The organism is Mycetocola spongiae, from assembly GCF_020424085.1.
GTDB lineage: Bacteria > Actinomycetota > Actinomycetes > Actinomycetales > Microbacteriaceae > Mycetocola > Mycetocola spongiae.
The window spans coordinates 421,238-446,124 of record NZ_CP080203.1; the positions used below are offsets into that span (position 1 = coordinate 421,238).

Below are 24,887 nucleotides of genomic sequence, written 5' to 3' on the forward strand. Positions count from 1 at the left end.
ATGCAGGGGATAGTGCTTAGAGCGTGTGCAGCGGCTTGCCGGCCAGGGCGAGGAACGCCTCGCCGAGGGCCTCGTTCTGCGTGGGGTGCGCGTGAATGAGAGGAGCGATGTCCTCGGGGTGCGCCTCCCAGTTAACAACCAGCTGGGCCTCACCGATCAGCTCGCCCACGCGGGCGCCAATCATGTGAACGCCCACCACGGGACCATCGTTTACGCGAACAACCTTCACGTTTCCGGCGGTGCCGATGATCTCGCTCTTGCCGTTTCCGGCGAGGTTATAGTCGTAGCTCGTGATCTTATCGGCGCCGTAGGTTTCCTTGGCCTTGGCCTCGCTGAGGCCAACCGAGGCAACCTCGGGGTCACAATAGGTGACCTTGGGGATGTTGATGTCCTCGATGATCACGGGGTTCAGTCCGGCGATCTCCTCGGCCACAAAGATTCCCTGCTGGAAACCGCGGTGTGCCAGCTGCAGGCCCGGGACGATATCGCCCACGGCCCAGACGCCCGGAACATTGGTGCGCAGGCGGTCATCGGTGAGGACAAATCCACGATCCATGTTCACGCCGACCTCCTCATAGCCAAGACCGGCGGTCGAGGGGCCACGGCCCACGGCGACAAGAAGAATCTCTGCCTCCACGGTATCGCCGCTTTCCAGCGTGACAACCACGCCGTTCTCGTGCTGCGTGACGTTCTGGAAGCGAACGCCGAGCTTATAGTCGATGCCGCGCTTGCGGAACGCGCGCTCCAGACCCTTGGAGATGGTCTCGTCCTCATTGGGGACCAGGTGCGGGAGACCCTCGATGATGGTCACCTCGGCGCCCAGGGACTTCCAGACGCTGGCAAACTCCACACCGATGACGCCGCCGCCGAGCACGGCAACCTTGCCCGGAACAAACGGCAGCTCAAGCGCCTGCTCGGAGGTCATTACGCGACCGCCGATCTCCAGACCCGGCAGCGAGCGGCTGTAGGAGCCGGTGGCGAGGATGATGTTTTTACCCGTGATGGTCTGGTCGCCCACCTGCACGGTGTTCGGGGACGTGAGCTTACCCTCGCCCTCGATGGTGACAACCTTGCGGGCCTTCACCAGGCCAACCAGGCCCTTATACTTCTTCGCCACGATACCCTCGCGGTAGGCGGTAACGCCCGCCATGTCCACGCCGTTCAGCGTGGCCTGGATACCGTATTTGGCGGATTCCCGCGTAACATCGGCCACCTCTGCTGCGTGCAGCAGTGCCTTGGTAGGGATGCAGCCACGGTGGAGGCAGGTGCCTCCGACCTTGTCCTTCTCTACCAGTGCCACGGAGAAGCCGAGCTCGCTCGCGCGCAATGCCGCGGCGTATCCTCCACTTCCACCACCAAGCACAACGATGTCAAAATTCTGCTCCGTCACTGAGCTACTCCCTCATGCGTCTTTGTTTCGGCTTGAAAAACCGCGAAACCCTTTTGTGGCATCGCCGCGGGGCGGTCATAGGCCACCCCTAGAACCTTACTACTTACGCGAATATTCTTCGGCAAGTCCGAGCAGGACACGCACACCGGAACCGGTTGCGCCCGTACCCGTGAAGCCATACGGAGCCCCACCGTTATCCGAGGGGCCCGCGATATCGAGGTGTGCCCACGGAATGGTCTCGCCCGAGCCATCGGCGCGCGGCGTGGCAAATTCCTTCAGGAACAGGCCCGCGACCAGCATTCCGGCCTGGCGATCGTTCACATTGGAGTTCATCATATCGGCCACCGAGGAGTTCAGGACCTTGCGCAGCTCGGCGGGCAGCGGCATCGGCCAGACGGGCTCGCCTGCGTCCTTGGCGCTGGACACAATCTGCTCCACGAGCGCCTCATCACCCATCAGGCCGGTATAGCGGTTGCCCAGGGCCACGATGGCGGCACCGGTGAGGGTGGCGATATCCACGATCGCATCGGGCTGTTCCTCGCCCGCGGCCACGAGGCCATCGGCAAGAACCAGGCGGCCCTCGGCGTCGGTATTGGTGACCTCGATGGTGCGACCCCCACGAATGGTGAGGATATCGCCGGGACGGATGGCCTTACCCGAGGGCATGTTCTCGGCGAGGCAGAGCCAGCCGGTCAGGCGCACGGGCAGGGCCAGCTCGGCGGCGGCGATCAGCACGGCGAGCACCGAGGCGGCACCGGCCATATCAAATTTCATGCCGAGCATGGAGTTGGCGGGCTTGAGCGAGAGGCCACCCGTGTCAAACGTGATGCCCTTACCCACGAGAGCGAGGTGCTGCGAGGCGCCGCTGGGGGTATAGCTGATCTTCACGAGGCGGGGTCCGCGCTCGGAACCCTGGCCCACGCCGGCGATCCCGCCGAAGCCGTCCACGGCGAGGGCCTCCTCGTCCCAGACGGTGAACTCCAGCGGCAGGCCCTCGGCCGCCTGGGCGGCGGCGAGCACGAGGCTCTCGGGATACATGTCATTGGCGGGGGTGTTTACGAGGTCCTTGACCAGGGCCATGGCCTCGGCCACCGCGGCGGCGCGGGTGACGGCCTGCTCGCGAGATTCCTCGGTACCCACGGTGGAGTGGAAGCTGACAGTGGCCACCTGGCTCTTCTGCTCGGGCAGCGAGGCCCCGCGATAATCGGTGAACGCGTAGCTTCCGAAGGCGGCACCCTCCACCACGGCGTCGAGCTCGGCGGCGGTATCCACCGGGAAGCCGATTGCAACATGGGCCACACCGGCGAGCTGGCGCACGGCGGAACCTGCGGCATCGCGCAGCGAGTCCACGGTGCGCTTGGCACCGAGCCCGATGACCGCAATTGCGCCGGCGGCTCCCACCACGGAGGGAACACGCACCAGCTGATCGGCGGCACCGCTGATCGCGAGCGGGGCCAGCAGGTCGGCGACGGCCTCATAGCCGGCCGGGGCCAGCAGGGTCAGGTTCTCGCCCGAGCCATAGGCTGCGAGGACAAGAACATCTGCGGTGGATTCAAGAGCGGACGCGGAAGAAATACTTAATACTGGAACGGTCATGCCTCCATGGTAGGCGCTTTAAGTGTGTTCGCTACCGGCAGAGGCGGAGTGCCGCTATCCGGGCCCGGCTTTTGCCCGCGCCGCCTAGAGTGAATATATGTCTGATTCCGACCGTCTTTACCGCTTCCTCCTTGACCCCGAGGAGGTTCCGCGCGGCCTCGATCTGGTCGTTGCGCTGACCGGTTATTCCGATGCCGGGGGAGCGTCCGGCCAGTTCCTCGATTATGCCCGCGAGCAGATCGATAGCGAACCCCTCGCCATTTTTGAAAACGATCGACTGCTGGACTATCGTGCGCGCCGCCCCGTTGTCACCTTTGACGAGGACCACCTGACCGATTACACCCCCGCGCGGCTGCAGCTCTCGCTCGCGGCGGATGATCTCTCCCAGCCCTTCCTTCTCCTGACCGGTTATGAGCCCGATTTCCGCTGGGAGGAGTTCATCGAGTCGGTGCTCACGCTGATTGATCGCCTGGGCGTGGCGCGCACCACCTGGGTGCATGCCATCCCGATGCCCGTTCCGCATACCCGCCCGCTGGGGGTGACCGTGAGCGGTAACCGTGCCGAGCTGATCGAGTCGCTGAGCGTCTGGCGTCCGCGCACCCAACTGCCCGCCAACGTGCTGCACCTGCTGGAGTATCGCCTCGCCGAGCGCGGAGACGAGGTGGCCGGGCTCGCCCTGCTCACCCCGCACTATCTGGCGGATACCCAGTATCCCGATGTGGTGGTGACCGCGATTGATTCGATTGCCGCCGCCACGGGCCTGATCCTGCCCACAGATGAGCTGCGTGCCGCGGGCCGCGAGTTCCTGGTGCGCATTAACGAGCAGATCGGCGGCAATGACGAACTGGGGCGGCTCGTGAGCACGCTTGAGGAGCGCTACGACACCTATATGGAGGAGAACTCCCCGCGGATGCCGTTCACCGATGCCGATGGTGAGCTGCCCTCCGCCGATGAGATCGCCGCCGAGCTGGAGTCCTTCCTGGCCGGACAGCCCGAGGTGACCGGCCTGGGGAGCGGGGGAGAGCCGGAATATCGCCGCCCCGAGTTCCCGCCGGCCGAGGATACCCTGCCGGAAACGCCGCGCCCGGATACCCCCACCGATCCCGCACCCTAGTACCCCCACGGGTCCCTCCCGGGGGTGCAAAGATAACAATATGTAGTACGTATCGGTGATCCGCGCCCGAGCTGTCAGACAAGTGGTTAGAGTGGGAAGCGTGAATTCGCGCAGATCCTGGATAGTATTTTGGGTCGGTGTCCTCGCCTACATGATCGCCGTGCTTCAGCGCGCATCACTGGGGGTGGCCGGGGTTGCCGCCGTCGACCGATTTGACGCCGCCGGTGCGGCCCTGTCGAGTATGGCGGTGATGCAGCTTGTGGTTTATGCCCTGATGCAGATCCCCGTGGGTGTGCTCATCGACCGCCTCGGGCCGCGCGTGCTGATGCTCTCCGGCCTGGCCCTGATGGCCGGCGGACAGTTTGTTCTTGCGGTGGCCCCCAACCTCGGCATTGCCGTGCTGGGCCGTGTGCTGGTGGGAGCGGGTGACGCGGCCCTGTTTGTCTCGGTCCTGCGCCTCGTGACCTCGTGGTTTAGTGGTGCCCGCGTGCCCACCCTGTCGCAGTGGGTGGGTAATATCGGCCAGCTTGGCCAGGTGCTCTCGGCCGTGCCCTTCGCCTGGGTGCTGCATACCTTTGGCTGGAGCCCGGCATTTATCAGCGCCGGCGCCCTGTGTGTTCTGGCGCTGGTCGCGACGCTCGCGCTGGTGCGCGATCGCCCGGCGGATTCCGATGAGCGCCCGCGCGTGGCCAGCTGGGGGGAGGCAATTGCCGAGCTGCGGTTGGCCCTGCGCCGCCCCGGTACCCAGCTTGGGTTCTGGTCGCATTTTGTGACCCAGTCCTCGGGTACCGTGTTTAGCCTGCTCTGGGGCTATCCGTTTATGGTCTATGGGCTTGGATTCTCCGAGTCGATGGCCGCGCTGCTACTCCTGGTGGTGGTGGCCTCGGGCATGGTCGCCGGCCCGATCCTCGGGCTGCTGAGCGCGCGCTTCCCGTATCGCCGCAGCAATATCGTGCTGGGCCTGGTTTTTGTGATGGGGCTGCTGTGGACCGCCGTGCTGGCCTGGCCCGAGCAGCCGCCGCTGTGGCTTCTGATTCTTCTCCTGGTCTCGCTCGGCGCGGGCGGCCCCGGTTCGCTGATCGGCTTTGACTTTGCGCGCACCTATAACCCCTCCCGGGTGCTGGGTGCCGCCAATGGTGTGGTGAACGTGGGTGGCTTCAGCGCGAGCTTTGTCATCATGTTCCTGATGGGTCTCGTGATCGATGGCATGTCTCCCTCCGGTGCGGCCACCGAGACGCTGTACAGTATGGAGGCGTTCCGACTGGCCTTCCTCGTGCAGTATTTTGTGGTGGGATTTGGCGTGTTTATGCTGTTCCGTGCGCGCCGCCGCACCCGCCGCTATCTGGCCGAGGATGGCATCGAGGTGGGCCCGGTCTGGGTGGCCCTCGTGGCAAAAATGCGCCGCGGCCGCGCCTAACCCCGGGGAATACCCGGCGTCCCCCGCGCGTTTAGTCGATATGCGGGGCGACGCGCAAGCCTTTTGGCGCGAACGACTCAAAAAGCATGGCATAATGGTCTTAAGGACCCGTTCTTGACCTTTTGGGCCGGTAGTTTATTTTGCCGCGCTTCCCGTTTGGACTTGACATGGGTCCTAGTAATGTCCGAAATCTAATGGGGCTCGCGAGTGGGGCAGGGGTAAATATCCCACTCAAGAGACTGAAAGGTGCCTACATGGCAACCAAAAATACGCAGGCTTCGGAAGTGACCGAGGAGAAAACCGCGGCACCCGCGGCGGCAACTCGGAAAACCACAACCACGAAGTCGGCAGCGGCAAAATCCGCTGCCACCAAGACCGTGGTGGCCGAGGCGGACTCCGCCGAGGCTCCCGCGGTAAAAAAGGCCGCCGCGAAGGCGCCCGCAAAAAAGGCGCCCGCCACCAAGGCGACTGCACCGGCAAAGAAGCCGGCGACAAAGCGCGCCACCAAGAAGGACGCCGTAGACGAGGCCCTGGAAGCGGCCGATGTTGAGGATGTTAACGAGGAGGAGGAGTCCAAGAAGAAATCGGATATCCCCGAGAACCTGCCGAAGGACGCGCTGGTTCTCTCCTCTCAGGACGACGAGGATGAGGTCCCCGTCTACTCCGCGGCCATCACCGGCGCCACCGCCGACCCGGTCAAGGACTACCTGAAGCAGATCGGTAAGGTCGCGCTGCTTAACGCCGCCGAGGAGGTTGAGCTCGCGATGCGTATCGAGGCCGGCCTCTTCGCCGAGGATAAGCTCGCAAACGAGGGCGAGGGCATGAAGCCCCAGCTGCGTCGCGAGCTCACCTGGGTGGCTAAGGACGGCCAGCGCGCCAAGAGCCACCTGCTGGGTGCGAACCTGCGCCTCGTGGTCTCGCTGGCGAAGCGTTATACCGGCCGCGGAATGCAGTTCCTGGACCTGATCCAGGAGGGAAACCTGGGCCTGATCCGTGCGGTCGAGAAATTCGACTACACCAAGGGCTTTAAGTTCTCCACGTATGCCACCTGGTGGATCCGTCAGGCCATCACCCGCGCCATGGCCGACCAGGCCCGCACCATCCGTATCCCGGTGCACATGGTTGAGGTTATTAATAAGCTCGCCCGCGTGCAGCGCCAGATGCTCCAGGACCTGGGCCGCGAGCCCACCCCCGAGGAGCTCAGCCGCGAGCTGGACATGACGCCCGAAAAGGTCGTTGAGGTGCAGAAATACGGCCGCGAGCCCATCTCGCTGCACACGCCCCTGGGCGAGGACGGCGATAGCGAGTTTGGTGACCTCATCGAGGATACCGAGGCCGTGGTCCCCGCCGATGCCGTGGGCTTCACGATGCTGCAGAAGCAGCTCGAGTCGCTCCTGGACTCCCTGTCCGAGCGCGAGGCCGGAGTCATCCGGATGCGCTTTGGCCTGGGCGATGGCATGCCGAAGACGCTGGATCAGATCGGCGATACCTTCGGTGTGACCCGCGAGCGGATCCGTCAGATCGAGTCGAAGACGATGGCCAAGCTGCGCCACCCGTCCCGCTCGCAGTCGCTGCGTGACTACCTTGAGTAGGCCCGGCGGCGCAAAATACGTTCTTCCGATCCTCGCCGGGCGGGCGGCACGCTTTGCCACCCGCCTGCGCGGCGGCGGAAGCGCGCTGCCCGGCCTGGTTGTGCAGAAGCTGGCCCCCAACGTCCTGCGGGATGTTGCGGCCGGCCTGCCCCACGGCGTGGTGTTTATTCTTGGCTCTAACGGCAAGTCCACCACCACCAATATCATGACGGATATCGTGCGTGCGCACGGTCTGCGGGTATTCACCAACCCCAGCGGCGCCAATATGCCGCAGGGTATCGCCTCGGCGCTGCTCGCGGAGACCTCCCTGACCGGGCGGCTTGATGCGGATATCGCGATCCTCGAGATCGACGAGGGCTATGGTGTGGTGATTGCGGAACAGCTGCGTCCGCGCAGTGCCGTGATCCTCAACCTGCTTGTGGACCAGATCTATCGCTTTGGCGAGCCCGATCGGGTGGCCGAGATGTTCCGCAATATCGCCAATGCGATCGACGGCTATGTGGCCCTGAATCGCGACGATAACTTCCTCGGCAAGCTGGGTACCGAGCTGGAGGCCGGCGGCAAGCACACCGTGGAGTATTTTGGTGCCAGCGCCGAGGCCCTCGCCTCGGCCCCGCACGGCCAGGCATCCGCCCGGGACTACTCCGATACCGTGGCCTCCGCGCGCGGGGAGCACCCCGTGGCCGAGGTGGTCTCGGCCGAGGGTAATAACGCGGTGATCCGCTTCGGCGGGGTGGACTATCCCATCGTGATGCCCAGCCGCGGACTGCACTATGCGGTGGATGTGGCGGCGTCGTTTACGCTGGCCGCCCATAACCTCGGCGAGAAATTTGATATCCGCACGGCCATTGGCGCGGTCCAGAGCGGTAAAACCGTATATGGCCGCGGCGAGATCATGCAGATCGGCGACCGCGAGGTTGAGATCCTGATGCTCAAAAACCTCGCGAGCCTCCAGCTCAACCTGGACTCGCTGAGCTACGAGCCCGATTCGGTGCTTTTTGCCTATGACGAATCCTCCTATGACCCCTCCTGGCTCTATAACGCCGATCTGTCGAAGATCTCGCATGTGGACGTCATCTCGGGCCCCAAGGGAGCGTTTGTTGCCACCCGCCTGGCCTATGAGGGTAAAACCTTTGATCAGATCGAGCCCGATGTGACCAAGGCCGTGCAGATTATGCTTGACGGTCCGCGGCCCGCGAGTGGGCGGCATACCTTCTTCCTGGACTACGACCAGATGATGGCCACCCGCAAATACCTGGGCTATAAGGATCTGGAGGCGGGAGCCGCATGAGTGTAGCAATCCTGGAACTCTATTCGGCCGATCTGGCGCTCAACGGCGATACCGGCAACCGCCGGGCGCTCGCCCGTCGCCTGGAACTGGCCGGTATCGAGGTGGAGCAGCGGGTCTATAACCGCGGCGAAAAGCTCGGAATCATGCCCGATATTGTGGTGATCGGTACCGGAACCTCCAGTGCGCAGCGCGCGCTGGCCGAGGATCTGGCCGCGATCTCGCCGCAGCTCGTGGAATGGGCCAAGGCCGGCGTGGTATTCCTCGCCGCCGGCGCCGGTTTTCATCTGCTGGGGCGCGAGATTCGCCTCGATGACAGCACCGTTTTGAGCGGCGCGGGCATCTTTGATATCACGGTGGACGCCAACGCGGCGCGCGTGGTCACCGAGGCCTTTGGCATCGACGGCCAGTTTGGCCTGCTGATCGGCACCGAAAACCACTCGGCACTCACGACCCTCGCGGCCGGTGTGGCCCCGATCGGTGCGGTGCGTAACGGCGTGGGCAACGGCGATGGCCTGGAGGGTGCGGTGGTGGGCAATAGCTATGGCACGCACCTGCACGGTCCCGCGCTGGTGCTGAACCCGGTTTTTGCCGATCACCTGATCGGGCTGGCCGTGGCGCGCACGGGGGATACCTACGTGAAGAATGAAAAGCATGACGAACTCGATGCCACGGTTGCGCTGGCACGCGAGATTCTGATTAATAAGCTGCCGCGCTAGCGGGCAGCGGTATCGGCGGGGCGGGTGGGTATTTATCCACCCGTCCCGACCTGTACGCTCGTACCTATGAGCTTTTCCCCCACCGCGGCGCTGCCCGGATCGATTAAACGCTGGCGCCTCGCGATCTTCCTGTTTAGTGGGGTTGTGGGGGTGAGTATGGCCTCCTGGATCGTGCGGATCCCGGCCGTGCGCGACACGATTAACGTCTCGATTGCCGAGATGGGCCTGGTGCTGTTTGGCCTCTCCGTGGGGTCGATGGCGGGGATCCTCGGTTCGGCGGCCCTGGTGCGTGCCCGCGGCGGCCGACAGACCATCGCCCTGGGCGGCGTGCTCGCGATGGCCGGCATGTTTACCCTCGCTCTGGGCGTGGGGAGCGCACAGGCCGTGGTGGTCGCGCTGGGGCTGGCGCTGATCGGGGGCGGAACCGGGGTGGCCGAGATCGCCCTGAATATCGAGGGTGCCGAGCTGGAGCGGCTCACCGGGCGCTCGGTGCTCCCCGCGCTACACGGATCCTATTCCGGCGGCACCGTGGTGGGCTCGCTGCTGGGTATCCTGCTCACCTGGCTCCAGTTTCCCGTGGCGTGGCACCTGGCCGTGGTGGGTATCGCCGGGGTCGGCGTGATGGCCTGGATTGTGAGCGTGATTCCGTCGGGAACCGGGCGCGAGAGCGGCGCTGCCCGGGAGGCCGGGGCGGCGCGCGAATCGCGCCTCGCGATCTGGCGCGACCGCCGCGTAATCGCGCTGGGCCTGATCGTGTTGGCGCTCGCGCTGGCCGAGGGTTCCGCAAATGACTGGCTGCCCCTGCTGATGGTGGATGAACACCACGTGAGCGAGCTCGCGGGCACGGTGGTCTATACGCTATTTGCCGTGGCGATGACCATCGGTCGTTTCTCCGGGGCCGCGCTGCTCAACCGCTTCGGTGCGGCCACCGTGCTGCGCGGCAGTGCGCTGGTATCCGCCGCGGGAATCGCGCTTGTAATCTTCTCCCCGAACGCGCTGATTGCGGGCGCCGCGGTCTTGCTCTGGGGGTTGGGTGCCGCACTGGGCTTCCCGGTCACGATCTCGGCCGCGGGCCAGTCCCGCAACGCGGTTGCGGCCGTTGCGGCGGTGGCCACCGCGGGCTATCTGGCATTCCTGGCCGGACCGCCGATCCTCGGCTTTATCGGCGAGCACGTGGGGCTGCGCGGGGCGATGGTGGTTGTGCTGGTGCTGGTGGCCGCCGTGGCGCTGCTCGCGGGCGCCGCGCGCAGCCCGCGCGAGGACCCGGCGGGGGAGCACCCCGCCGGATAGGCCCGCCCGCTGTGGCCTAGCGGTCCCAGAACCCGAGGTGCACGGTGGCCGCCTCGTCCTCAAGCAGCGGGCCCAGCACCTCGATATCGCGCTGGCCGTGGGCGAGGACCTCGCGGCAGGGCAGCGAGAATGTGGGATTTTCGGGGTTATCGCCCGTGAGCTCCAGTAGCCGGGTCTCGGAGAGTGCATAAACGATGCGGCCGATGCCCGTCCAATAGACCGCACCCGTGCACATCACGCAGGGTTCGGCGCTGGTATAGAGCGTGGCCAGGGCCAGCTGCTCGGGGCTCAGCACGCCGCAGGCCGCGGCGGCGGCCGTGAGCTCGGCGTGCTGCGTGGGATCACCCTCGGGAGGCATCGAGTTATTGCCGCGTGCCGCGACGGGTTCACCCTCGGCACTCACCACAATGGCCGCAAACGGATGGCGTCCGCTTTCGCGCGCCCGCTCCGCGAGACTAATGGCGTCCCTTAAAAATGCCAGGTCCCGCTCGGACGGTGCGGCCTGCGTTTTATCGTGTTCAGACATGCGTCCAGCCTACCCGGGGCAGAAAAAGAGCGCCGCCCAGCGGAATAATCCGGTGGGCGGCGCCGTCGTATGGGTGCGGGGTTTAGGCGCGCGACTCCGTGAGTCGGGCCGATTCATCCTGCCAGTTGGAGGCCATGGCTGTGAGCTTCTCCTGGTACTTCTTGCCGTGGTGAGCGCAGAACATGAGTTCTCCGGTCGCCAGGGTGACCCGAATATAGGCCTGGGCTCCGCAGCTATCGCAGCGGTCGGCCGCGGTCAGCGTCGGCGCATCCACCACGTCGGTTGTGCTTCCGGTGATCTGTGACATGTGATCCTCCTGACCCGTCATGAGGCCCACGGTTCGGCGCCTCGTAGTCAATCCAACCACGAAGTTGCCAAAAATCTTCCACCGCGCAGGACATTTCGCTGTGCGCGTAGACCCAGTCCGGGGGAGGAGCGCAAGAGCGCGGGGTGCCGCGGCCGGGGCCCAACGATCCTCGCGGCGGACCCCGCGGGCGTCAAAACGTGTCGATGGCGCGCGGTGTCGCCGGTATTGGCTAGAATTAGCCCCTGTGACCACCGAATATTCTGCCCGTAATCTCTCCGTTCTTGAAGGTCTTGAGGCGGTTCGCAAGCGTCCCGGAATGTATATCGGTTCCACCGACTCCCGCGGCCTCATGCACTGCCTCTGGGAGATCATCGATAACTCCGTGGACGAGGCCCTCGCCGGCTTTGGTACCAAGATCGATATTCTGCTGCACGCCGATGGCTCGGTGGAGGTGCGCGATACCGCGCGCGGAATCCCCGTGGATATCGAACCCAAGACGGGCCTGTCCGGCGTGGAGGTGGTTTTCACCAAGCTGCACGCGGGTGGAAAATTCGGCTCGGGCTCCTATGCCGCCTCGGGTGGACTGCACGGCGTGGGCGCCTCGGTGGTGAACGCCCTGAGTGAGCGCCTCGATGTGGAGGTGGATCGCGGCGGGAAAACCTGGCTGATGTCCTTCCACCGCGGCGTGCCCGGTGTCTTTGACGATTCCGAGGGCGTGCGCCCCGGCAATCCGTTCACCCCGTTCACGGAGCTCACCGAGCCCGCGCTGCGCCCGATCAAAAAGGTGGCCAAGGCCAAGACCGGTTCGCGCGTACGCTATTGGGCCGATCCGCAGATCTTCACGCGCGGCGCCGATTTCCAGATGGACGATCTGATGGCCCGCGCCAGGCAGACGGCCTTCCTGATCCCGGGGCTGACTATCGTGGTTGAAAGCGACCGCAGCATCGCGCCTGTGCACCACGAGTTCCTCTTCGACGGGGGCATCTCCGCGTTTGTGGAGCACCTCGCACCCGATGCCGGCATCACCGATGTCTGGCGCCTCACCGGCACCAGCACGTTCACCGAGACCGTGCCCGTGCTCACCGAGGGTGGCGCAATGGTGCCCACCGAGGTGGAGCGCGAGTGTGTTGTGGATATCGCCCTGCGCTGGGGGACCGGCTATGAGACGGTCATGCGCAGCTTTGTGAATATCATCGCCACCCCCAAGGGCGGCTCGCATCAGGCCGGGTTTGAGCAGGGGCTGCTGCGCTTCCTGCGGGCCCAGATCGAGGCGAACTCGCGCCGGCTCAAGGCGGGCAGCGATAAGCCCGATAAGGACGACGTGCTGGCGGGCCTCACCGCCGTGCTCACGGTGCGCCTCGCGGAGCCGCAGTTTGAGGGCCAGACCAAGGAAATCCTGGGCACCCCCGCGGTGCGTGCAATTGTCGCCAATGTGGTCTCGGGTGCCCTGAAGGAGCGCTTCGCCTCGACCAAGCGCGACGATAAGGCGCAGACCTCGCTGGTGCTGGAAAAGGTTGTCTCGGAGATGAAATCCCGCATCTCCGCGCGCACCCATAAGGAGACCCAGCGCCGCAAAAACGCGCTGGAATCCTCCTCGCTGCCCGCGAAGCTGGTGGACTGCCGCAGCAATGACGTGGAATCCAGCGAGCTGTTTATCGTGGAGGGCGACTCTGCCCTGGGTACCGCCAAAAATGCGCGCGATAGTGAGCATCAGGCGCTGCTGCCCATCCGCGGCAAGATCCTCAACGTCCAGAAGTCCTCGGTGGCCGATATGCTCTCCAATGCCGAGTGCGCCGCGATCATTCAGGTGATCGGCGCGGGTTCGGGTCGGACGTTTGATATCGAGCAGGCCCGCTATGGCAAGGTCATCATCATGAGCGATGCCGATGTGGACGGCGCGCATATCCGCACGCTGCTGCTCACGCTGTTTTTCCGCTATATGCGGCCGATGATCGATGCCGGCCGGGTTTTTGCCGCTGTTCCGCCGCTGCACCGCGTGGTGCAGATCAACGCCGGTTCCAAGCCCAACGAGACCATCTATACCTACTCGGAGGCCGAGCTGCAGGAGGTCCTGGCCTCGCTCAAGGCCAAGGGCAAGCGCTATCAGGAGCCGATTCAGCGCTATAAGGGCCTGGGGGAGATGGACGCCGATCAGCTGGCCACCACCACGATGGAGCGCGGTCATCGCACCCTGCGCCGCGTGCGGATGGGCGATGCCGAAAACGCCTCTCGCGTATTTGAGCTGCTGATGGGGAGCGAGGTTGCCCCGCGCAAGGACTTCATCGTGGAGCATTCGGCCGATCTCAGCCGCGAGCGCATCGACGTTTAACGCGATGGTGGGTGTGGGGCATGCGCCCCACACCCACCATCGCTCGGAGATTAGCCCAGCGTGCCCCACGGGCCAAATGAGCCACCCACGCTCGCCTGCGAGACCCCGCGGACAACACCGTCGGCCGTGGTGGAATAGATGGCGATTGTATTATTCGGGGCGATCAGCGCGAGCGGGTCGGTGACCAGCCGCGGGCTTCCCGTGCCCATGATGCCCCAGGCGGAGAACGAGCCGCCGGGGGTGCCCTGGCCGCTGCCGCGAATATTCCCGGCCTCATCGCGGGCATAGGCCACGATGGAGCCGCTCGGGTGCAGGACAACCGAGGGATTGCCGCGGAGGGTGCCGATGGCATCGCCCAGCTGCGACCAGGCGCCAAATGCCCCGCCCGGGGTGGACTCGGTGATTCCGGAGAAATTACCGTGGTCTGTAATCGCATATACGCTGATGCGGCCATCGGCGGTGGTGATCACCGCGGGGTTGCTGGCGATGCCGCCGCCCCCGGTGCCCACGATCTGCCACGGGCCAAAGGTGGCCCCCGGTGCGGTCTGCACGGAGCGTGCCATGCGGTTATCGGTGGTGTGAGCATAGAGCTCAATCACACCGGACGGGCGCCGGATAGCGGCGGGGCGCCCCTGCAGGAAAAATCCGGAAAGCGCACCCAGCTGCTGCCAGCTGCCAAAGGGCGCACCGGCCGCGGGCTGGGTTACCCCGGCCAGGGTGCCGCTATCGGTGGTGACATAGAGGGAGACCACGTCCTGTGCGTCCACAAGCACGGCGGGCGGACCGGAGACACCGCTGCCGCCATCGCCAATCGTGGTCCAGGCCGAGAAGGCGGCTCCCGCGGTGGACTGGCCGCTGCCCAGAATCGTCCCGGCGGAGGACAGGCTGTACATCGTGAGCGCCCCGGTGGACATCTGGACCACGCTCGGGCGCGCGATCACGCCGGGCTGGGCGGAACCGATCAGGCTCCAGGGCTGGAAGGAGCCCCCGGGAGTGGCTTGATTGGTTCCGCGCAGGGAGCCATCTGCGGTGGTCTGATAGAGCGCAATCAGGCCCGAGGAGGTGACGATTGCCTCGGCAGAGGCGGGGGCGGTGGTGGGCTCCGTGGGCACAACCGTGCCGGCGTATTTGGACATAAAGACGCGCGGGTTGATCGGTACCCCGTTTTCCTCCGTCTGGAAGTGCAGGTGCGGACCGCTTCCCGTGCCCCAGGCGGCACCGATATAGCCGAGGATCTGCCCCTGGCTGACGGCCTGCCCCACGGCGGGAGCCTGGAGCGGATTCATCATGTGGTAACGGGTGACCAGGCCGCCGCCGTGGTCCACACGAACCCAGCAGTTATAGTGCTTATTATGTGACTCGGCGTGGGTGACGATGCCGTCCCCGGCGCAGCGCACGGCGGCGCCGAGCGAGGCGGGCGAATAGGAAAAATCGATGCCGAGGTGATTGGGGGCGGGCGGGTAATTACGCCATCCGAACTCCGCATAGACGGTGCTGAGGGGGAACGGCCAGACAAAACGGGCGGTTGCGGCGCGGGACGCGGTGCGGTCTAGCGCCAGGTTGCCGCCCACCATCGCGAGGGCGGCGGCCGCGGAGCCGGCGAGCAACACATTGCGGCGGGAGAGGTCGGAAGTGGGGGTAATCGGATCGATATTTTCACTCATGCTTCCCACCGTAGTGATCACCGGATTTTGGCACAGTCCTCCAAAGGGAGGACCCCAAACGGGGGTGGTGTGGCGCTGTCGGATCGGGTCCGCCGTCGTGGCGGAACGATCGCCCAGGCGAGCGCCAGAATGACCAGTGCGGCGCCGCAGAGCTGGCCGGGGCTGAGGGATTGGCCGAGGATAATCCAGCCCAGGAGCACCGCGGAGAGCGGGCTCAGCAGCCCCAGAAACGCGGTGCGTGAAACGGGAAGCCGGGAGATGCCCCGAAACCACAGCGCATAGGCCAGGGCGGTGCCCGCCAACGAGAGCAGCGCAAATCCCCAGAGGTTTAGCGGGGTCAGCGGGGTGGTGGGCAGGCCCTCCACGAGAAACAGGGCCGGAAGGAGCACGATCCCGCCCCAGATCAGCTGCCAGGCGGTGGTCGCCAGCGGTCGGGCGGGTTGGCCCCAGCGCTTGGAGAGCACCACGCCCAGCGCCATCGAGACCGCGCCGCCGAGCGCGGCAAGCACGCCGAGGGGATCAAGCCGGGCCTGGGCCTGGAGCACCAGCAGGCCCACGCCGAGCATCCCGAGGAGCGCGGCCAGGACGCGGCGTGTGCTCAGTTTTTCCCCGAGCAGGCCGTGGGCGAGGAGGGAGACCAGTAGTGGCTGGATGGCGCCGAGGGTCGCGGCGACCCCTCCCGGCAGCAGGGTCGCCCCGATGAATAGGAGCGCAAAAAACGCGCCGATATTCAGCGTGCCCAAAACCAGTGAGCGCCACCACCAGGACCCGCGCGGGAGTGTGCGGGTGAGGGCGAGCAGGAGCAGCCCCGCGGGCAGGGCGCGCAGCACGGCGTCCAGTAGCGGCGTTCCGGGCGGCAGCATCTGGGAGGTGATGATATAGGTCGCGCCCCAGATCAGCGGGGCATAGGCGGTGGTTGCATAGAGCAACGAGTTTTTACTAAGCACTTAGCTAATATAGCTAAGTGCTTAGTTAAATGCTAGCCTGGATCCATGACCCACGGCATAGAGCAGATCCTGGAACAGTGGCGGCGCGAGCGCCCCGATCTGGACGTATCCCCGATGGCCGTCATCGGCAGGTTGGGACGCCTCGGTGCACTCGTTGATACCCGCCTCGCGCGCACATTCACCCGGCACGGGCTGGACGCCGCCTCCTTTGACGTGCTCGCCACGCTCCTGCGCGCGGGGGACCCCTATGAGCTCTCGCCCCGGCACCTGGCCGAGAGTGCGATGATCACCACCAGTGCCGTGGCGCAGCGGCTCAACCGGCTTGCCGCCGCCGGCCTGATCGAGCGGCTACCCGATCCCGAGGACCGCCGCGGGGTGCGGGTGCGGCTCACCGTGGAGGGGCGCTCGCGCATCGAGGCGGCACTGCCGGAACACCTGCACACCGAGGAAAAGATCCTCGCCCGGCTGAGCCCCGAGCAGCGCGAGCAGCTGTGCACGCTGCTGGACCTGCTGGAGCCCTAAGCGGGAACCGCCGGGGCCCGCGGGCCCCGGCAGTGAACTACTCGGGAAGATCCAGGTCGAGCCCCACCTCGGTGGCGGATGTGGCCGGGGCCTTGCGGGCGCGCGGCGCTCGCTTGGGGGCCGGCTTTTCCGCGGGGGTCTCCAGGGATACCGTCTGCGCCTCGGTCACCGTGATGATGGCGTCCTCGCCCTCCTCGGTCTGCCCCAGGGGCTGACGCGGTCGGCTGGAGGCGCGGGCAGGGATCCGGATCAGATCCTCCTCCTCCGGCGCGGGCGGGGGATTATCCTCCCCGCCGTCCGGGGCGCCGGGGGCGCCCGCGGGGGCCTGCGGCTGGATCGCGCGGCCCAGGAAGGCCACGACCTGATCCAGCGCGGTACCCGAGGCATCGCGGCGATTCACCGGTTCCGGAAGCGTGCGGGTCCCGCCATCGGCCCCCAGTGCGCGGACCGGATCGGGGCCCACCCATGCGAGCTCCAGATGCGATTCGCCCTTGAGGAACGAGTGTGCGCGCACACCCCCGGTGGAGCGGCCCTTCGCCGGGAAATCGGCGAAGGTGGACGTCTTGGCTCGGCCCGGATCGGTGCCCGGGATGGTGCCCTCGGCCACCGAGATGGTGGTGACCATAATATTCTCGGCATGCGGTGCCGCCCCAAAAAACAGCACCCGGGCATTGCCTACGAGGGCCACGCCGGCCATGCCGCCGGCGGGTGCCCCCTGCGGGCGCACCGATGCGGCGGAGAAGTGCAGGAGCTTGGCATCGGAGGTCACAAAAATCAGCTCCTCCTCCTCGCCGGGCTGGGCCACGCCCACTACCTCATCGCCCTTCTTCAGGGAGATGACCTCAAAATCGGGTTTATTGGGCCAGGCATTGGGCGTGACGCGCTTGACCACACCGAGTGCGGTACCCAGCGCCACCGGGTTTTCGGAGCCCAGGTCCACCAGCGCCAGGACGCGCTCCTTCTTATCGGTCAGGCCGATATAGTCGGCAACCTTCACGCCCGCCGTGAGGTGGATCGACGTGGCCGGGGCCGCGGGCAGATCCACCGGGGTGAATCGGATCAGGCGACCCGTATTGGTGATCGCCCCGATCTCGGTGCGGCTGGTGGTCTCCAGGACCGTGGCGATAGCGTCGTGTTTGGCACGGCGGGCAGGGGCGCTGATGCCCGGATCCTCGCCCTCGGGGCGATCCACCCGCAGGATGCGGCCGGTGCTGCTGAGGAAGACCGTGCACGGGGTATCGGCCACCTCGAGGACCACTCCGGCCTTCTTGCGCGCGGATCCGGCGATGCTCGGTGCGGCCTCGGTGAGCATCGTGCGCCGCGGCGTGCCAAAACGATCCGAGACACCCTCAAGCTCCTTCGAGACCTGGGTGCGGATGCGGCGATTGGAGCTCAGCAGCTTTTCGAGCACGGCGATCTGTGCGAGCAGTTCATCGCGCTCGGTTTCCAGCTCCATGCGCGAGAACTTGGTGAGGCGGCGCAGGCGCAATTCCAAAATATATTCGGCCTGGAGCGTGGACAGGTCAAAAACCTCGCGCAGTTTTTTGCGTGCGGTATCGGTGTCATCGCTTGCGCGAATCACCTGGATGACCTCGTCGATATCGAGGATCGCCACGAGTAGACCCTCCACCAGGTGCAGGCGTTCGCGGCGGCGCGCGAGGCGATATTTGGAGCGGCGCGTGACCACCTGGATGCGGTGATCCACATAGACCTGGAGCAGCTCCCGCAGGCCCAGGGTCTGCGGGCTACCGTCCACGAGGGCCACGTTATTAATGCTGAAGCCATCCTCGAGCGGCGTATAGCGGTAGAGCTGTTCCAGCACCGCCTCGGGGCTGAAGCCGGTCTTGATGCCGATCACGAGGCGCAGCCCATTGGTGCGGTCGGTCAGATCCGTGACATCGGAGATGCCGGAGAGCTTCTTGGCGTTCACGCCGTCCTTGATGCGCTCGATCACGCGCTCGGGGCCCACCAGATACGGCAGCTCCGTGACCACAAGGCCCTTCTTGCGCGGGGTGAGGTTTTCCACGCTCACGCGGGCGCGGGTGCGGAAACTGCCGCGGCCCGAGGTATAGGCATCCTTCACGCCGTCCAGGCCCACGATGGTGCCACCGGTGGGCAGATCGGGTCCGGGCACATAGGCCATCAGGTCCTCGAGGGTGGCGCGCGGGTTCTCCAGCAGGTGCCGGGCCGCGCCGATCACCTCCACGAGGTTATGCGGGGCCATATTGGTGGCCATACCCACGGCGATACCGCTCGCGCCGTTAACCAGCAGGTTTGGATAGGCGGCCGGCAGCACGGCGGGCTGCAGGAACTGATTATCGTAATTGGGGATGAAGTCCACGACGTCCTCGTCGAGGTCCTCGGTCATGGCCAGTGCCGCGGGGGCCAGGCGGGCCTCGGTATAACGCGAGGCGGCCGGGCCGTCGTCCAGGGAGCCGAAGTTTCCGTGGCCATCCACGAGCGGCAGGCGCAGGGTGAACGACTGCGAGAGGCGCACCAGGGCATCGTAGATCGCCGAGTCGCCGTGCGGGTGGAGCTTACCCATGACCTCGCCGACCACGCGCGCTGACTTCACGTGCCCACGATCGGGGCGCAGGCCCATCTCGGCCATCTGATACAGGATGCGCCGCTGCACGGGCTTCATGCCATCGCGGGCATCGGGGAGTGCGCGCGAATAGATCACCGAGTATGCATACTCGAGGAACGACCCCTGCATCTCCTCGGCCACATCCACGTCGAGGATGCGGTCGTTCACGGGGTCGCCTGCGGCGGTGCTATCTTTTCGGGTCATTCCTTATTTCCGGAGAAGACGCGGGCCTGGGGCCCGCGGGAGAGCGTGGGGACGATGGTGTGGCCCGACTCTGTGCCAGACTTACACCGATGGTTACAATGCTACCGACACGCGGCCCCGAAACCCGAAGCCTTGCCGATGTCATGCCCAATATACTGGCCTCGCTTCGGGGCGAGCGCTCCACACTGTCACTTTTGAGTGCGCGTTCGGCCATTTTGGTTGTCGTGGATGGGCTGGGGGCGCAACAGCTGCGCGCGAGTTCCTCCTATGCCCGCTTCCTGACGGCCACCAAGGTGCGCTCGATCGCCTCGGTATTTCCCAGCACCACGGCCGCGGCACTGGCCACGATCACCACCGGTGTCCTTCCGGGCCGGCACGGCCTCGTGGGTTATGAGGCGCTGGATCCCGCGGGGGACCGCATCGTGAATCAGCTGACCGGCTGGGACGCGGGCATGGACCCGGCAACGTGGCAGCGCGCCCGCACCGGTTTTGAGTGCGCGCGGGAGGAGGGGATCGACGCGATTGCGGTGGGCCCCGCCCGCTATGCCGATACCGGGTTCAGCCGCGCCGTCCTGCGCGGCGCCCGCTATGTGGCCGCGCAGACCATCGCGGAGCGCTTTGAGGCCGCCGCGGCGGAGGTGCGATCGGGCCGCAGCCTGGTATATCTCTATATTCCCGAGCTGGATCAGATCAGCCACCGCGCGGGCTGGGAATCCGAGGAGTGGCTGCACGCACTCGAGGAGGTGGACTCCGCTGTGCGCCGCTGCGTCTCCGCGCTGCCCCGGGACGTGGGGCTCGTGCTCACCGCCGATCACGGCAGCGTGGATGTGCCCGAGCACGCACAGATTTTATTTGATCACAAGCCGGGCCTCGTGGACCACGTGCGCCATATCGGCGGGGAACCGCGCATGCGCCACCTCTATTTCCAGCCGGAGGCCACCGCCGATCAGCGGGAGGCCGTGCGCGAGCGCTGGATCGCGGAGGAGGGTCATCGCGCCCGGATTAGCACGCGCGAGGAGGCCATCGCCTCGGGACAGTTTGGCGAGGTGGACCCCGAGGTTGCCCCGCGCATCGGCGATCTGATTATCGCCGCCCGAAAGCGTGTTGTTTATTATGATTCCCGCCCGGCCGATCAGCGCTCTCGCGGCATGATCGGCCAGCACGGGTCGCTCTCCGAGGAGGAGAGCCAGGTGCCCTGGATCCTGGCCGGGGCGTATAGCGCCTAGTCCTCGTCGGTGCGGGCGCCAAAGACGATCTCGTCCCAGGACGGCATCGCCTTGCGCCCGCGCCGGTTTCGGATCGCCGCGGTATCGTCGCCCACATGGGCCGGGGGAGTCTCGACGGCCTCGATCACGGCCTCGGGCTCACCCTCGGCCGCGGGGGTCGCATCGCCCGCGAGCGTCTCAAAGTTTTCCAGCGGCACGTCCACGGGGCGAAGACCAAAGCCGGTCTCGGCATCGCGGGCCGCAGCGAGGCGCTGATCGCTTTCCAGGCGGGCCTCGCGCTCGGCGCGGCTCTCGCGCTCCCCGCGCCGCTTGCGCAGCGCCTGCAGGAGATCCGCGGTGTGCTGATTGCCGTCGTCATCGCGCGCCTCGGCGCGGTTGATCGCCGCATCGGCCGCCGCATTGCTGCCCGCGGGCACCACCCGGGCCGCCGCCTCGATAACCGCGGGGTCCACGGGCTCGGTCACGGGGGAGAAGGCTCCGCTATCAAAGCGGGCATCCGCGGGGTCCTCGGCGGTCTCCACGGCGCGCAGCCGCGGAATCAGCTGGGCCGGCAGCTCACCCTGCTTGGAGAGCGTGATCGCCTCGCTGTTATTGGGGGTGAGGATATGCCGCTTGGCCTCGAAGGACCAGCGTGCGTCGTGATCTACCCGGTTGGCCGTGAACGAGAGCTTAATGATCCAGCCCTCCTCCTCGTCCTTCCAGCTGGTCCAGCGCTCACCCTCGGCACCGAGGGATTCCAGACGGGCGCGAATGGCCGCCCCAAACGTGGCATCCTCCAGCTCGGCGCCGGGCTCGATCGCGGCCACCACGGGCACGCTCAGTGCCGCGACCACCATATGCTCGCGTTCGGCCAGGATGGGGCCCTCGAAGCGCTGGATATAGTCCAGGTCGGCCCCGGTGAGCTCGGCCACCTCGGCGGCCGAGAGGCCCGCCCGAATCTGCGCCTGAATTTCGCGCGGGCGCAGCGCCGGGGTGGCGGTGGGGGTGGTCTTCATGCGGCGCAGCTGCGACTGCAATACCTCGTCGATTACGAGGCGGTAGCGATCGCCGTTTTCGGCTGCGGCAATCAGGGCGCCGTCCTCGACACCGATAACCTTCAAATCCTGCATGTCACATGCCTCTTTCGCCCTCAGAAATCCTGAGTCTTATCGTGCCATGAACCGGGTGCTTTCCGCGGATTCCTGCGGGCGCGCCGCGGTATCCCGGGAATTCCCTGAGAAAAGCCGGGGCTCGGTTTGCTATTGCGCCTAGATTGATGCAAACTATGGCCGCCGATTCAGTTCGGTATTGGCGAATAGAAGTGGATAAACATGGCAACGGATTACGACGCACCCCGCAAGAGCGACGACGATTCTGAATCGATCGAAGCACTCAAGGAGCGCGTGCCGGATAAGCTTTCGGGTGCCGTAGATGTCGAGGACGCGGATAACCCGGGCGGCTTTGAGCTGCCGGGAGCCGATCTCTCCGACCTCGATCTGGACGTGGTCGTCCTGCCTCCCCAGGCGGATGAATTCACCTGCGTCGAGTGCTTCCTCGTGAAGTTCCGCTCGCAGATCGACCACGAAACGAAGCTGGGCCCTGTCTGCGTGGAGTGCGCAGCCTAGCCCCTCGGCTTAAGCGTTTCCGGCCGTCGTGATCTATTGATCGCGGCGGCCAATTCTTTTGCCCGGCGGGTGGAGATCAGCCAGTACGGTGCGGGATCGTTCTCATCCAGAACCGGAACCTGTACCACCTGCTTGGCCCAGCCGTTAATTAGGAAATAGGCGCGCGCATTCAGCTCGGGTCCGCGCTTCTGAGCGGCCTCCTCGCCGATAAATGCCTCGGCCTCGCCGAGCATCGTGACGGGAATGCGTGCCCGTCCGGCGCGCAGCTCGCCGTCGTTGAGCGATACCGTGGGCGCCATCAGCAGCAGCAGCGCGACGCACCCCAGATAGAGCACCGCGGCGACGATATAGCCGGCCAGGAGCGAGATGGGGAACATCACGAGGATGCTCGCGGGAATCACCAGAGCGGTGGCAATAAACATCATGGGGGACGGCCACAGCCGTTCATGGAAATGTGTCATGGCTCAATTCATTCAGAGTTCTGCACTACCCTCGATCTGTGACCGAAAGCGTTGATATACCCATTATCGCCCCCGTACCGCCCCAGTATGCGCAGGCGGGTGATGCCGGAGCCGATCTGGTGTCCTCCGAAGCCCTCATTTTGCAGCCCGGCGCGCGCGCCCTCGTGGGCACCGGGGTGTCAATCGCCCTGCCCGAGGGATATGCCGCGTTTGTGGTGCCCCGCAGCGGCCTCGCCGCGAAACACGGAATCACCGTGGTGAACTCCCCGGGCACGGTGGATTCGGGGTATCGCGGTGAAATCAAGGTCATCCTGTTGAATACCGACCCCGAGACGCCGTACAGTATCGCCGTGGGCGATCGCATCGCGCAGATGGTGATCATGCCGGTCACCCGGGCACGGTTCATTCCCGTGGACACGCTGCCGGAAACCGCGCGCGGCGCAACCGGCTTCGGCTCAACCGGATATGGTCAGAACCAGACAGGAGTACAGCGATGAAAAAGAATAAGGCCGAGGAGACCTCCGTGGAGGTTGCCGAAACCAGCCCCGAGGTCGAGGAGACCATCGAGGAGGAATTTGATCAGGAGGCCAAATCGGCCCCCGCCGATCGCGCCTCCGCGGGTCCCTATGACGAGGAGGAGGCGAACCCGGTTCGCCCCTATATCGATCTGGGCGGTGTGAAGATTCTTCCCCGCGAGGGCCTGAACCTGCGCCTCGAGGTGGAGGAATCCACCCAGCGCATCGTGGCCGTGGGCCTCGACTATGCCGGTTCCACGCTTCAGGTGCAGGCCTTTGCCGCACCGCGCAGCGCGGGCCTGTGGCACGAGACCCGCGAGCAGATCCGCACGGGCATCGCCGCCCAGGGCGGAGAGGTGATCGAGGTGGAGACCGAACTGGGGCCCGAGCTTTTTGCCACCCTTCCCGGCACCACCACCAAGGAAAACCCGGGCGGCGCGCGCGCCGCACGCTTCATCGGCGTGGATGGTCCCCGCTGGTTCCTGCGCGGCGTGATTGCCGGCGCCGGTGCCGAACAGGGCGCCACCGCCGCAATCGACGCGATCGACGATCTGTTCCGCAGCGTTGTGGTGGTGCGCGGCAATACGCCGATGCCGCCGCGCGATCTGCTGGCGCTGAAGATGCCCGTCGCGCCGGGCGCCGAATAGGCCACAGCGCACCCATCGTTGGCCGGAGTGGGAGGAATCGCGGGGTAACCGACCCGATCCCTCCCGCCCCGGCCGCTTTTTTCTCCCAGAAGGACTGACCCATGACGGATCCGCAGACCCCGGCCACGCCCGAGGATAAAAGCCCCACCGAGAATTCCTCGCCCGTTCATCCGGACGCGCGGGAGCACCTGCCCGAGGTTATTCCGGAGGATGCCGCCGCGACCCTGGGCAAGAGCCTGGCCGAGGCCGCGCGCAAATCCGGTCTGGGTGAGCTGGCCGCGGGGGAGACCCTCTCGGCCTCCTCGCTGCTCTCGGCCATCGGGGGAATCCGGGGAATCTTCGAGGCCATCGTGCCCGGGCTGGTTTTTGTGATCGTCTATACCACCACCCAATCGCTGCCCTGGGCGGCCGGGGTATCGGTGGCAATTGCGCTGCTGGCCACCGTGGCGCGCGTGATCGGGAAGACCCCGATTACCGCCGCGATTGGCGGGCTGGTGGGGGTTGTGGCCTCCGCGGCGCTCGCGCTGTGGACAGGCAAGCCCGAGAATAACTTCCTGATCGGTTTTTATATCAACGGCGGATATGCGCTGGCGCTGATCATCTCGATGCTCGTGCGCTGGCCCCTGATCGGCCTCGTGGCCGGCTTCCTGATGGGCGATGGCACGGCCTGGCGTGCGCAGCGCGCAAAGCGGCGCATCATGCAGGCGCTGACCGGGCTCTGGGTTGCGATGTTCCTCGCCCGCCTCGCGGTGCAGCTGCCGTTTTATCTGGCCGAGGATACCGTCTGGCTGGGGATCACCCGGATCGCCATGGGACTGCCGCTCTATGCGCCCATTCTGGTGGTCACCTGGCTTATTGTGCGCTCGGTATATCGCCGCGCCGATACGGCAGAATAACTACACGGTGTCGGAAAGCTGATAGAATTATCTCGATATCAAGATA

22 protein-coding genes are annotated in these 24,887 nt (G+C 65.8%); 13 read left to right on the plus strand and 9 right to left on the minus strand.

Annotated elements, in window-relative coordinates:
• Window positions 1-16: 16 nt before the first annotated feature.
• Complete coding sequence (gene lpdA, locus KXZ72_RS02045) at window positions 17-1,390, minus strand: dihydrolipoyl dehydrogenase (protein ID WP_226082080.1); 1,374 nt, start codon at window positions 1,388-1,390, stop codon at window positions 17-19.
• Window positions 1,391-1,489: 99 nt separating this feature from the next.
• The gene (locus KXZ72_RS02050; RefSeq protein WP_226082081.1) at window positions 1,490-2,986 is read right to left on the minus strand and encodes a leucyl aminopeptidase; all 1,497 of its coding nucleotides are present in this window, start codon (window positions 2,984-2,986) and stop codon (window positions 1,490-1,492) included.
• A 97-nt stretch (window positions 2,987-3,083) separates the two neighbouring features.
• Between KXZ72_RS02050 and KXZ72_RS02055 the strand changes: the two genes are divergently transcribed.
• The 6 genes from KXZ72_RS02055 to KXZ72_RS02080 all read left to right on the plus strand — a co-directional run bounded on the left by KXZ72_RS02055 (window position 3,084) and on the right by KXZ72_RS02080 (window position 10,406).
• On the plus strand, window positions 3,084-4,100 hold the full coding sequence (locus KXZ72_RS02055) for a proteasome assembly chaperone family protein (protein ID WP_226082082.1): 1,017 nt from the start codon (window positions 3,084-3,086) through the stop codon (window positions 4,098-4,100).
• A gap of 100 nt (window positions 4,101-4,200) precedes the next feature.
• Window positions 4,201-5,517, plus strand: a complete 1,317-nt coding sequence (locus KXZ72_RS02060) for an MFS transporter (RefSeq protein ID WP_226082083.1) — start codon at window positions 4,201-4,203, stop codon at window positions 5,515-5,517.
• A 254-nt stretch (window positions 5,518-5,771) separates the two neighbouring features.
• On the plus strand, window positions 5,772-7,109 hold the full coding sequence (locus tag KXZ72_RS02065; RefSeq protein ID WP_226082084.1) for an RNA polymerase sigma factor: 1,338 nt from the start codon (window positions 5,772-5,774) through the stop codon (window positions 7,107-7,109).
• Window positions 7,093-8,400, plus strand: coding sequence for a Mur ligase family protein (locus KXZ72_RS02070; RefSeq protein ID WP_226082085.1), 1,308 nt, complete (start codon window positions 7,093-7,095; stop codon window positions 8,398-8,400). Before KXZ72_RS02065 ends, KXZ72_RS02070 begins: the two co-directional genes overlap by 17 nt.
• Window positions 8,397-9,116: a type 1 glutamine amidotransferase gene (locus KXZ72_RS02075; protein ID WP_226082086.1), complete on the plus strand. Its 720-nt coding sequence runs from the start codon at window positions 8,397-8,399 to the stop codon at window positions 9,114-9,116. Before KXZ72_RS02070 ends, KXZ72_RS02075 begins: the two co-directional genes overlap by 4 nt.
• A 66-nt stretch (window positions 9,117-9,182) precedes the next feature.
• Window positions 9,183-10,406: an MFS transporter gene (locus KXZ72_RS02080; protein ID WP_226082087.1), complete on the plus strand. Its 1,224-nt coding sequence runs from the start codon at window positions 9,183-9,185 to the stop codon at window positions 10,404-10,406.
• A gap of 16 nt (window positions 10,407-10,422) precedes the next feature.
• On the opposite strand, the gene KXZ72_RS02085 is transcribed toward KXZ72_RS02080, so the two are convergent.
• Window positions 10,423-10,932, minus strand: a complete 510-nt coding sequence (locus tag KXZ72_RS02085) for a nucleoside deaminase (RefSeq protein WP_226082088.1) — start codon at window positions 10,930-10,932, stop codon at window positions 10,423-10,425.
• A gap of 82 nt (window positions 10,933-11,014) precedes the next feature.
• The gene (locus tag KXZ72_RS02090) at window positions 11,015-11,239 is read right to left on the minus strand and encodes a DUF7455 domain-containing protein (RefSeq protein ID WP_226082089.1); all 225 of its coding nucleotides are present in this window, start codon (window positions 11,237-11,239) and stop codon (window positions 11,015-11,017) included.
• A 244-nt stretch (window positions 11,240-11,483) separates the two neighbouring features.
• On the opposite strand from KXZ72_RS02090, the gene KXZ72_RS02095 reads away from it, so the two are divergent.
• Window positions 11,484-13,568: a DNA gyrase/topoisomerase IV subunit B gene (locus KXZ72_RS02095; RefSeq protein WP_226082090.1), complete on the plus strand. Its 2,085-nt coding sequence runs from the start codon at window positions 11,484-11,486 to the stop codon at window positions 13,566-13,568.
• Window positions 13,569-13,618: 50 nt separating this feature from the next.
• Here the strand turns inward: KXZ72_RS02095 and KXZ72_RS02100 are convergent, their stop codons facing one another.
• Together KXZ72_RS02100 and KXZ72_RS02105 are read right to left on the minus strand one after the other, a co-directional pair.
• Entirely contained in the window at window positions 13,619-15,232 is a 1,614-nt protein-coding gene (locus KXZ72_RS02100) for a peptidoglycan DD-metalloendopeptidase family protein (RefSeq protein ID WP_226082091.1), read from the minus strand.
• A 17-nt stretch (window positions 15,233-15,249) separates the two neighbouring features.
• Entirely contained in the window at window positions 15,250-16,179 is a 930-nt protein-coding gene (locus tag KXZ72_RS02105) for a DMT family transporter (RefSeq protein ID WP_226082092.1), read from the minus strand.
• A 45-nt stretch (window positions 16,180-16,224) separates the two neighbouring features.
• Here KXZ72_RS02105 and KXZ72_RS02110 point away from each other — a divergent pair, with 45 nt between their 5' ends.
• On the plus strand, window positions 16,225-16,701 hold the full coding sequence (locus KXZ72_RS02110; RefSeq protein ID WP_226082093.1) for a MarR family winged helix-turn-helix transcriptional regulator: 477 nt from the start codon (window positions 16,225-16,227) through the stop codon (window positions 16,699-16,701).
• A gap of 37 nt (window positions 16,702-16,738) precedes the next feature.
• On the opposite strand, the gene KXZ72_RS02115 is transcribed toward KXZ72_RS02110, so the two are convergent.
• On the minus strand, window positions 16,739-19,492 hold the full coding sequence (locus KXZ72_RS02115) for a DNA gyrase/topoisomerase IV subunit A (protein WP_226082094.1): 2,754 nt from the start codon (window positions 19,490-19,492) through the stop codon (window positions 16,739-16,741).
• Between the two features lie 143 nt (window positions 19,493-19,635).
• On the opposite strand from KXZ72_RS02115, the gene KXZ72_RS02120 reads away from it, so the two are divergent.
• Window positions 19,636-20,718, plus strand: coding sequence for an alkaline phosphatase family protein (locus KXZ72_RS02120; RefSeq protein ID WP_226082095.1), 1,083 nt, complete (start codon window positions 19,636-19,638; stop codon window positions 20,716-20,718).
• On the opposite strand, the gene sepH is transcribed toward KXZ72_RS02120, so the two are convergent.
• A complete protein-coding gene (gene sepH, locus KXZ72_RS02125) occupies window positions 20,715-21,827 on the minus strand; it encodes a septation protein SepH (protein WP_226082096.1) in 1,113 nt (370 codons plus the stop codon). The two genes, KXZ72_RS02120 and sepH, sit on opposite strands and share 4 nt — an antisense overlap.
• 201 nt (window positions 21,828-22,028) lie before the next feature.
• Between sepH and KXZ72_RS02130 the strand changes: the two genes are divergently transcribed.
• Window positions 22,029-22,322, plus strand: a complete 294-nt coding sequence (locus tag KXZ72_RS02130; protein ID WP_226082097.1) for a DUF4193 domain-containing protein — start codon at window positions 22,029-22,031, stop codon at window positions 22,320-22,322.
• On the opposite strand, the gene KXZ72_RS02135 is transcribed toward KXZ72_RS02130, so the two are convergent.
• Entirely contained in the window at window positions 22,319-22,783 is a 465-nt protein-coding gene (locus KXZ72_RS02135) for a DUF3093 domain-containing protein (RefSeq protein ID WP_226082098.1), read from the minus strand. The genes KXZ72_RS02130 and KXZ72_RS02135 overlap by 4 nt on opposite strands.
• A 38-nt stretch (window positions 22,784-22,821) precedes the next feature.
• Here KXZ72_RS02135 and dut point away from each other — a divergent pair, with 38 nt between their 5' ends.
• From dut to KXZ72_RS02150, 3 genes are all read left to right on the plus strand, one after another.
• Window positions 22,822-23,280: a dUTP diphosphatase gene (dut, locus tag KXZ72_RS02140; protein ID WP_226082099.1), complete on the plus strand. Its 459-nt coding sequence runs from the start codon at window positions 22,822-22,824 to the stop codon at window positions 23,278-23,280.
• Window positions 23,277-23,945 (plus strand): DUF3710 domain-containing protein, encoded by a 669-nt coding sequence (locus tag KXZ72_RS02145; RefSeq protein WP_226082100.1) that lies wholly within the window; start codon window positions 23,277-23,279, stop codon window positions 23,943-23,945. The genes dut and KXZ72_RS02145 overlap by 4 nt, the downstream gene beginning before the upstream one ends.
• Window positions 23,946-24,046: 101 nt before the next feature.
• Entirely contained in the window at window positions 24,047-24,841 is a 795-nt protein-coding gene (locus KXZ72_RS02150) for a DUF3159 domain-containing protein (RefSeq protein WP_226082101.1), read from the plus strand.
• The last annotated feature ends 46 nt before the right edge of the window (window positions 24,842-24,887 follow it).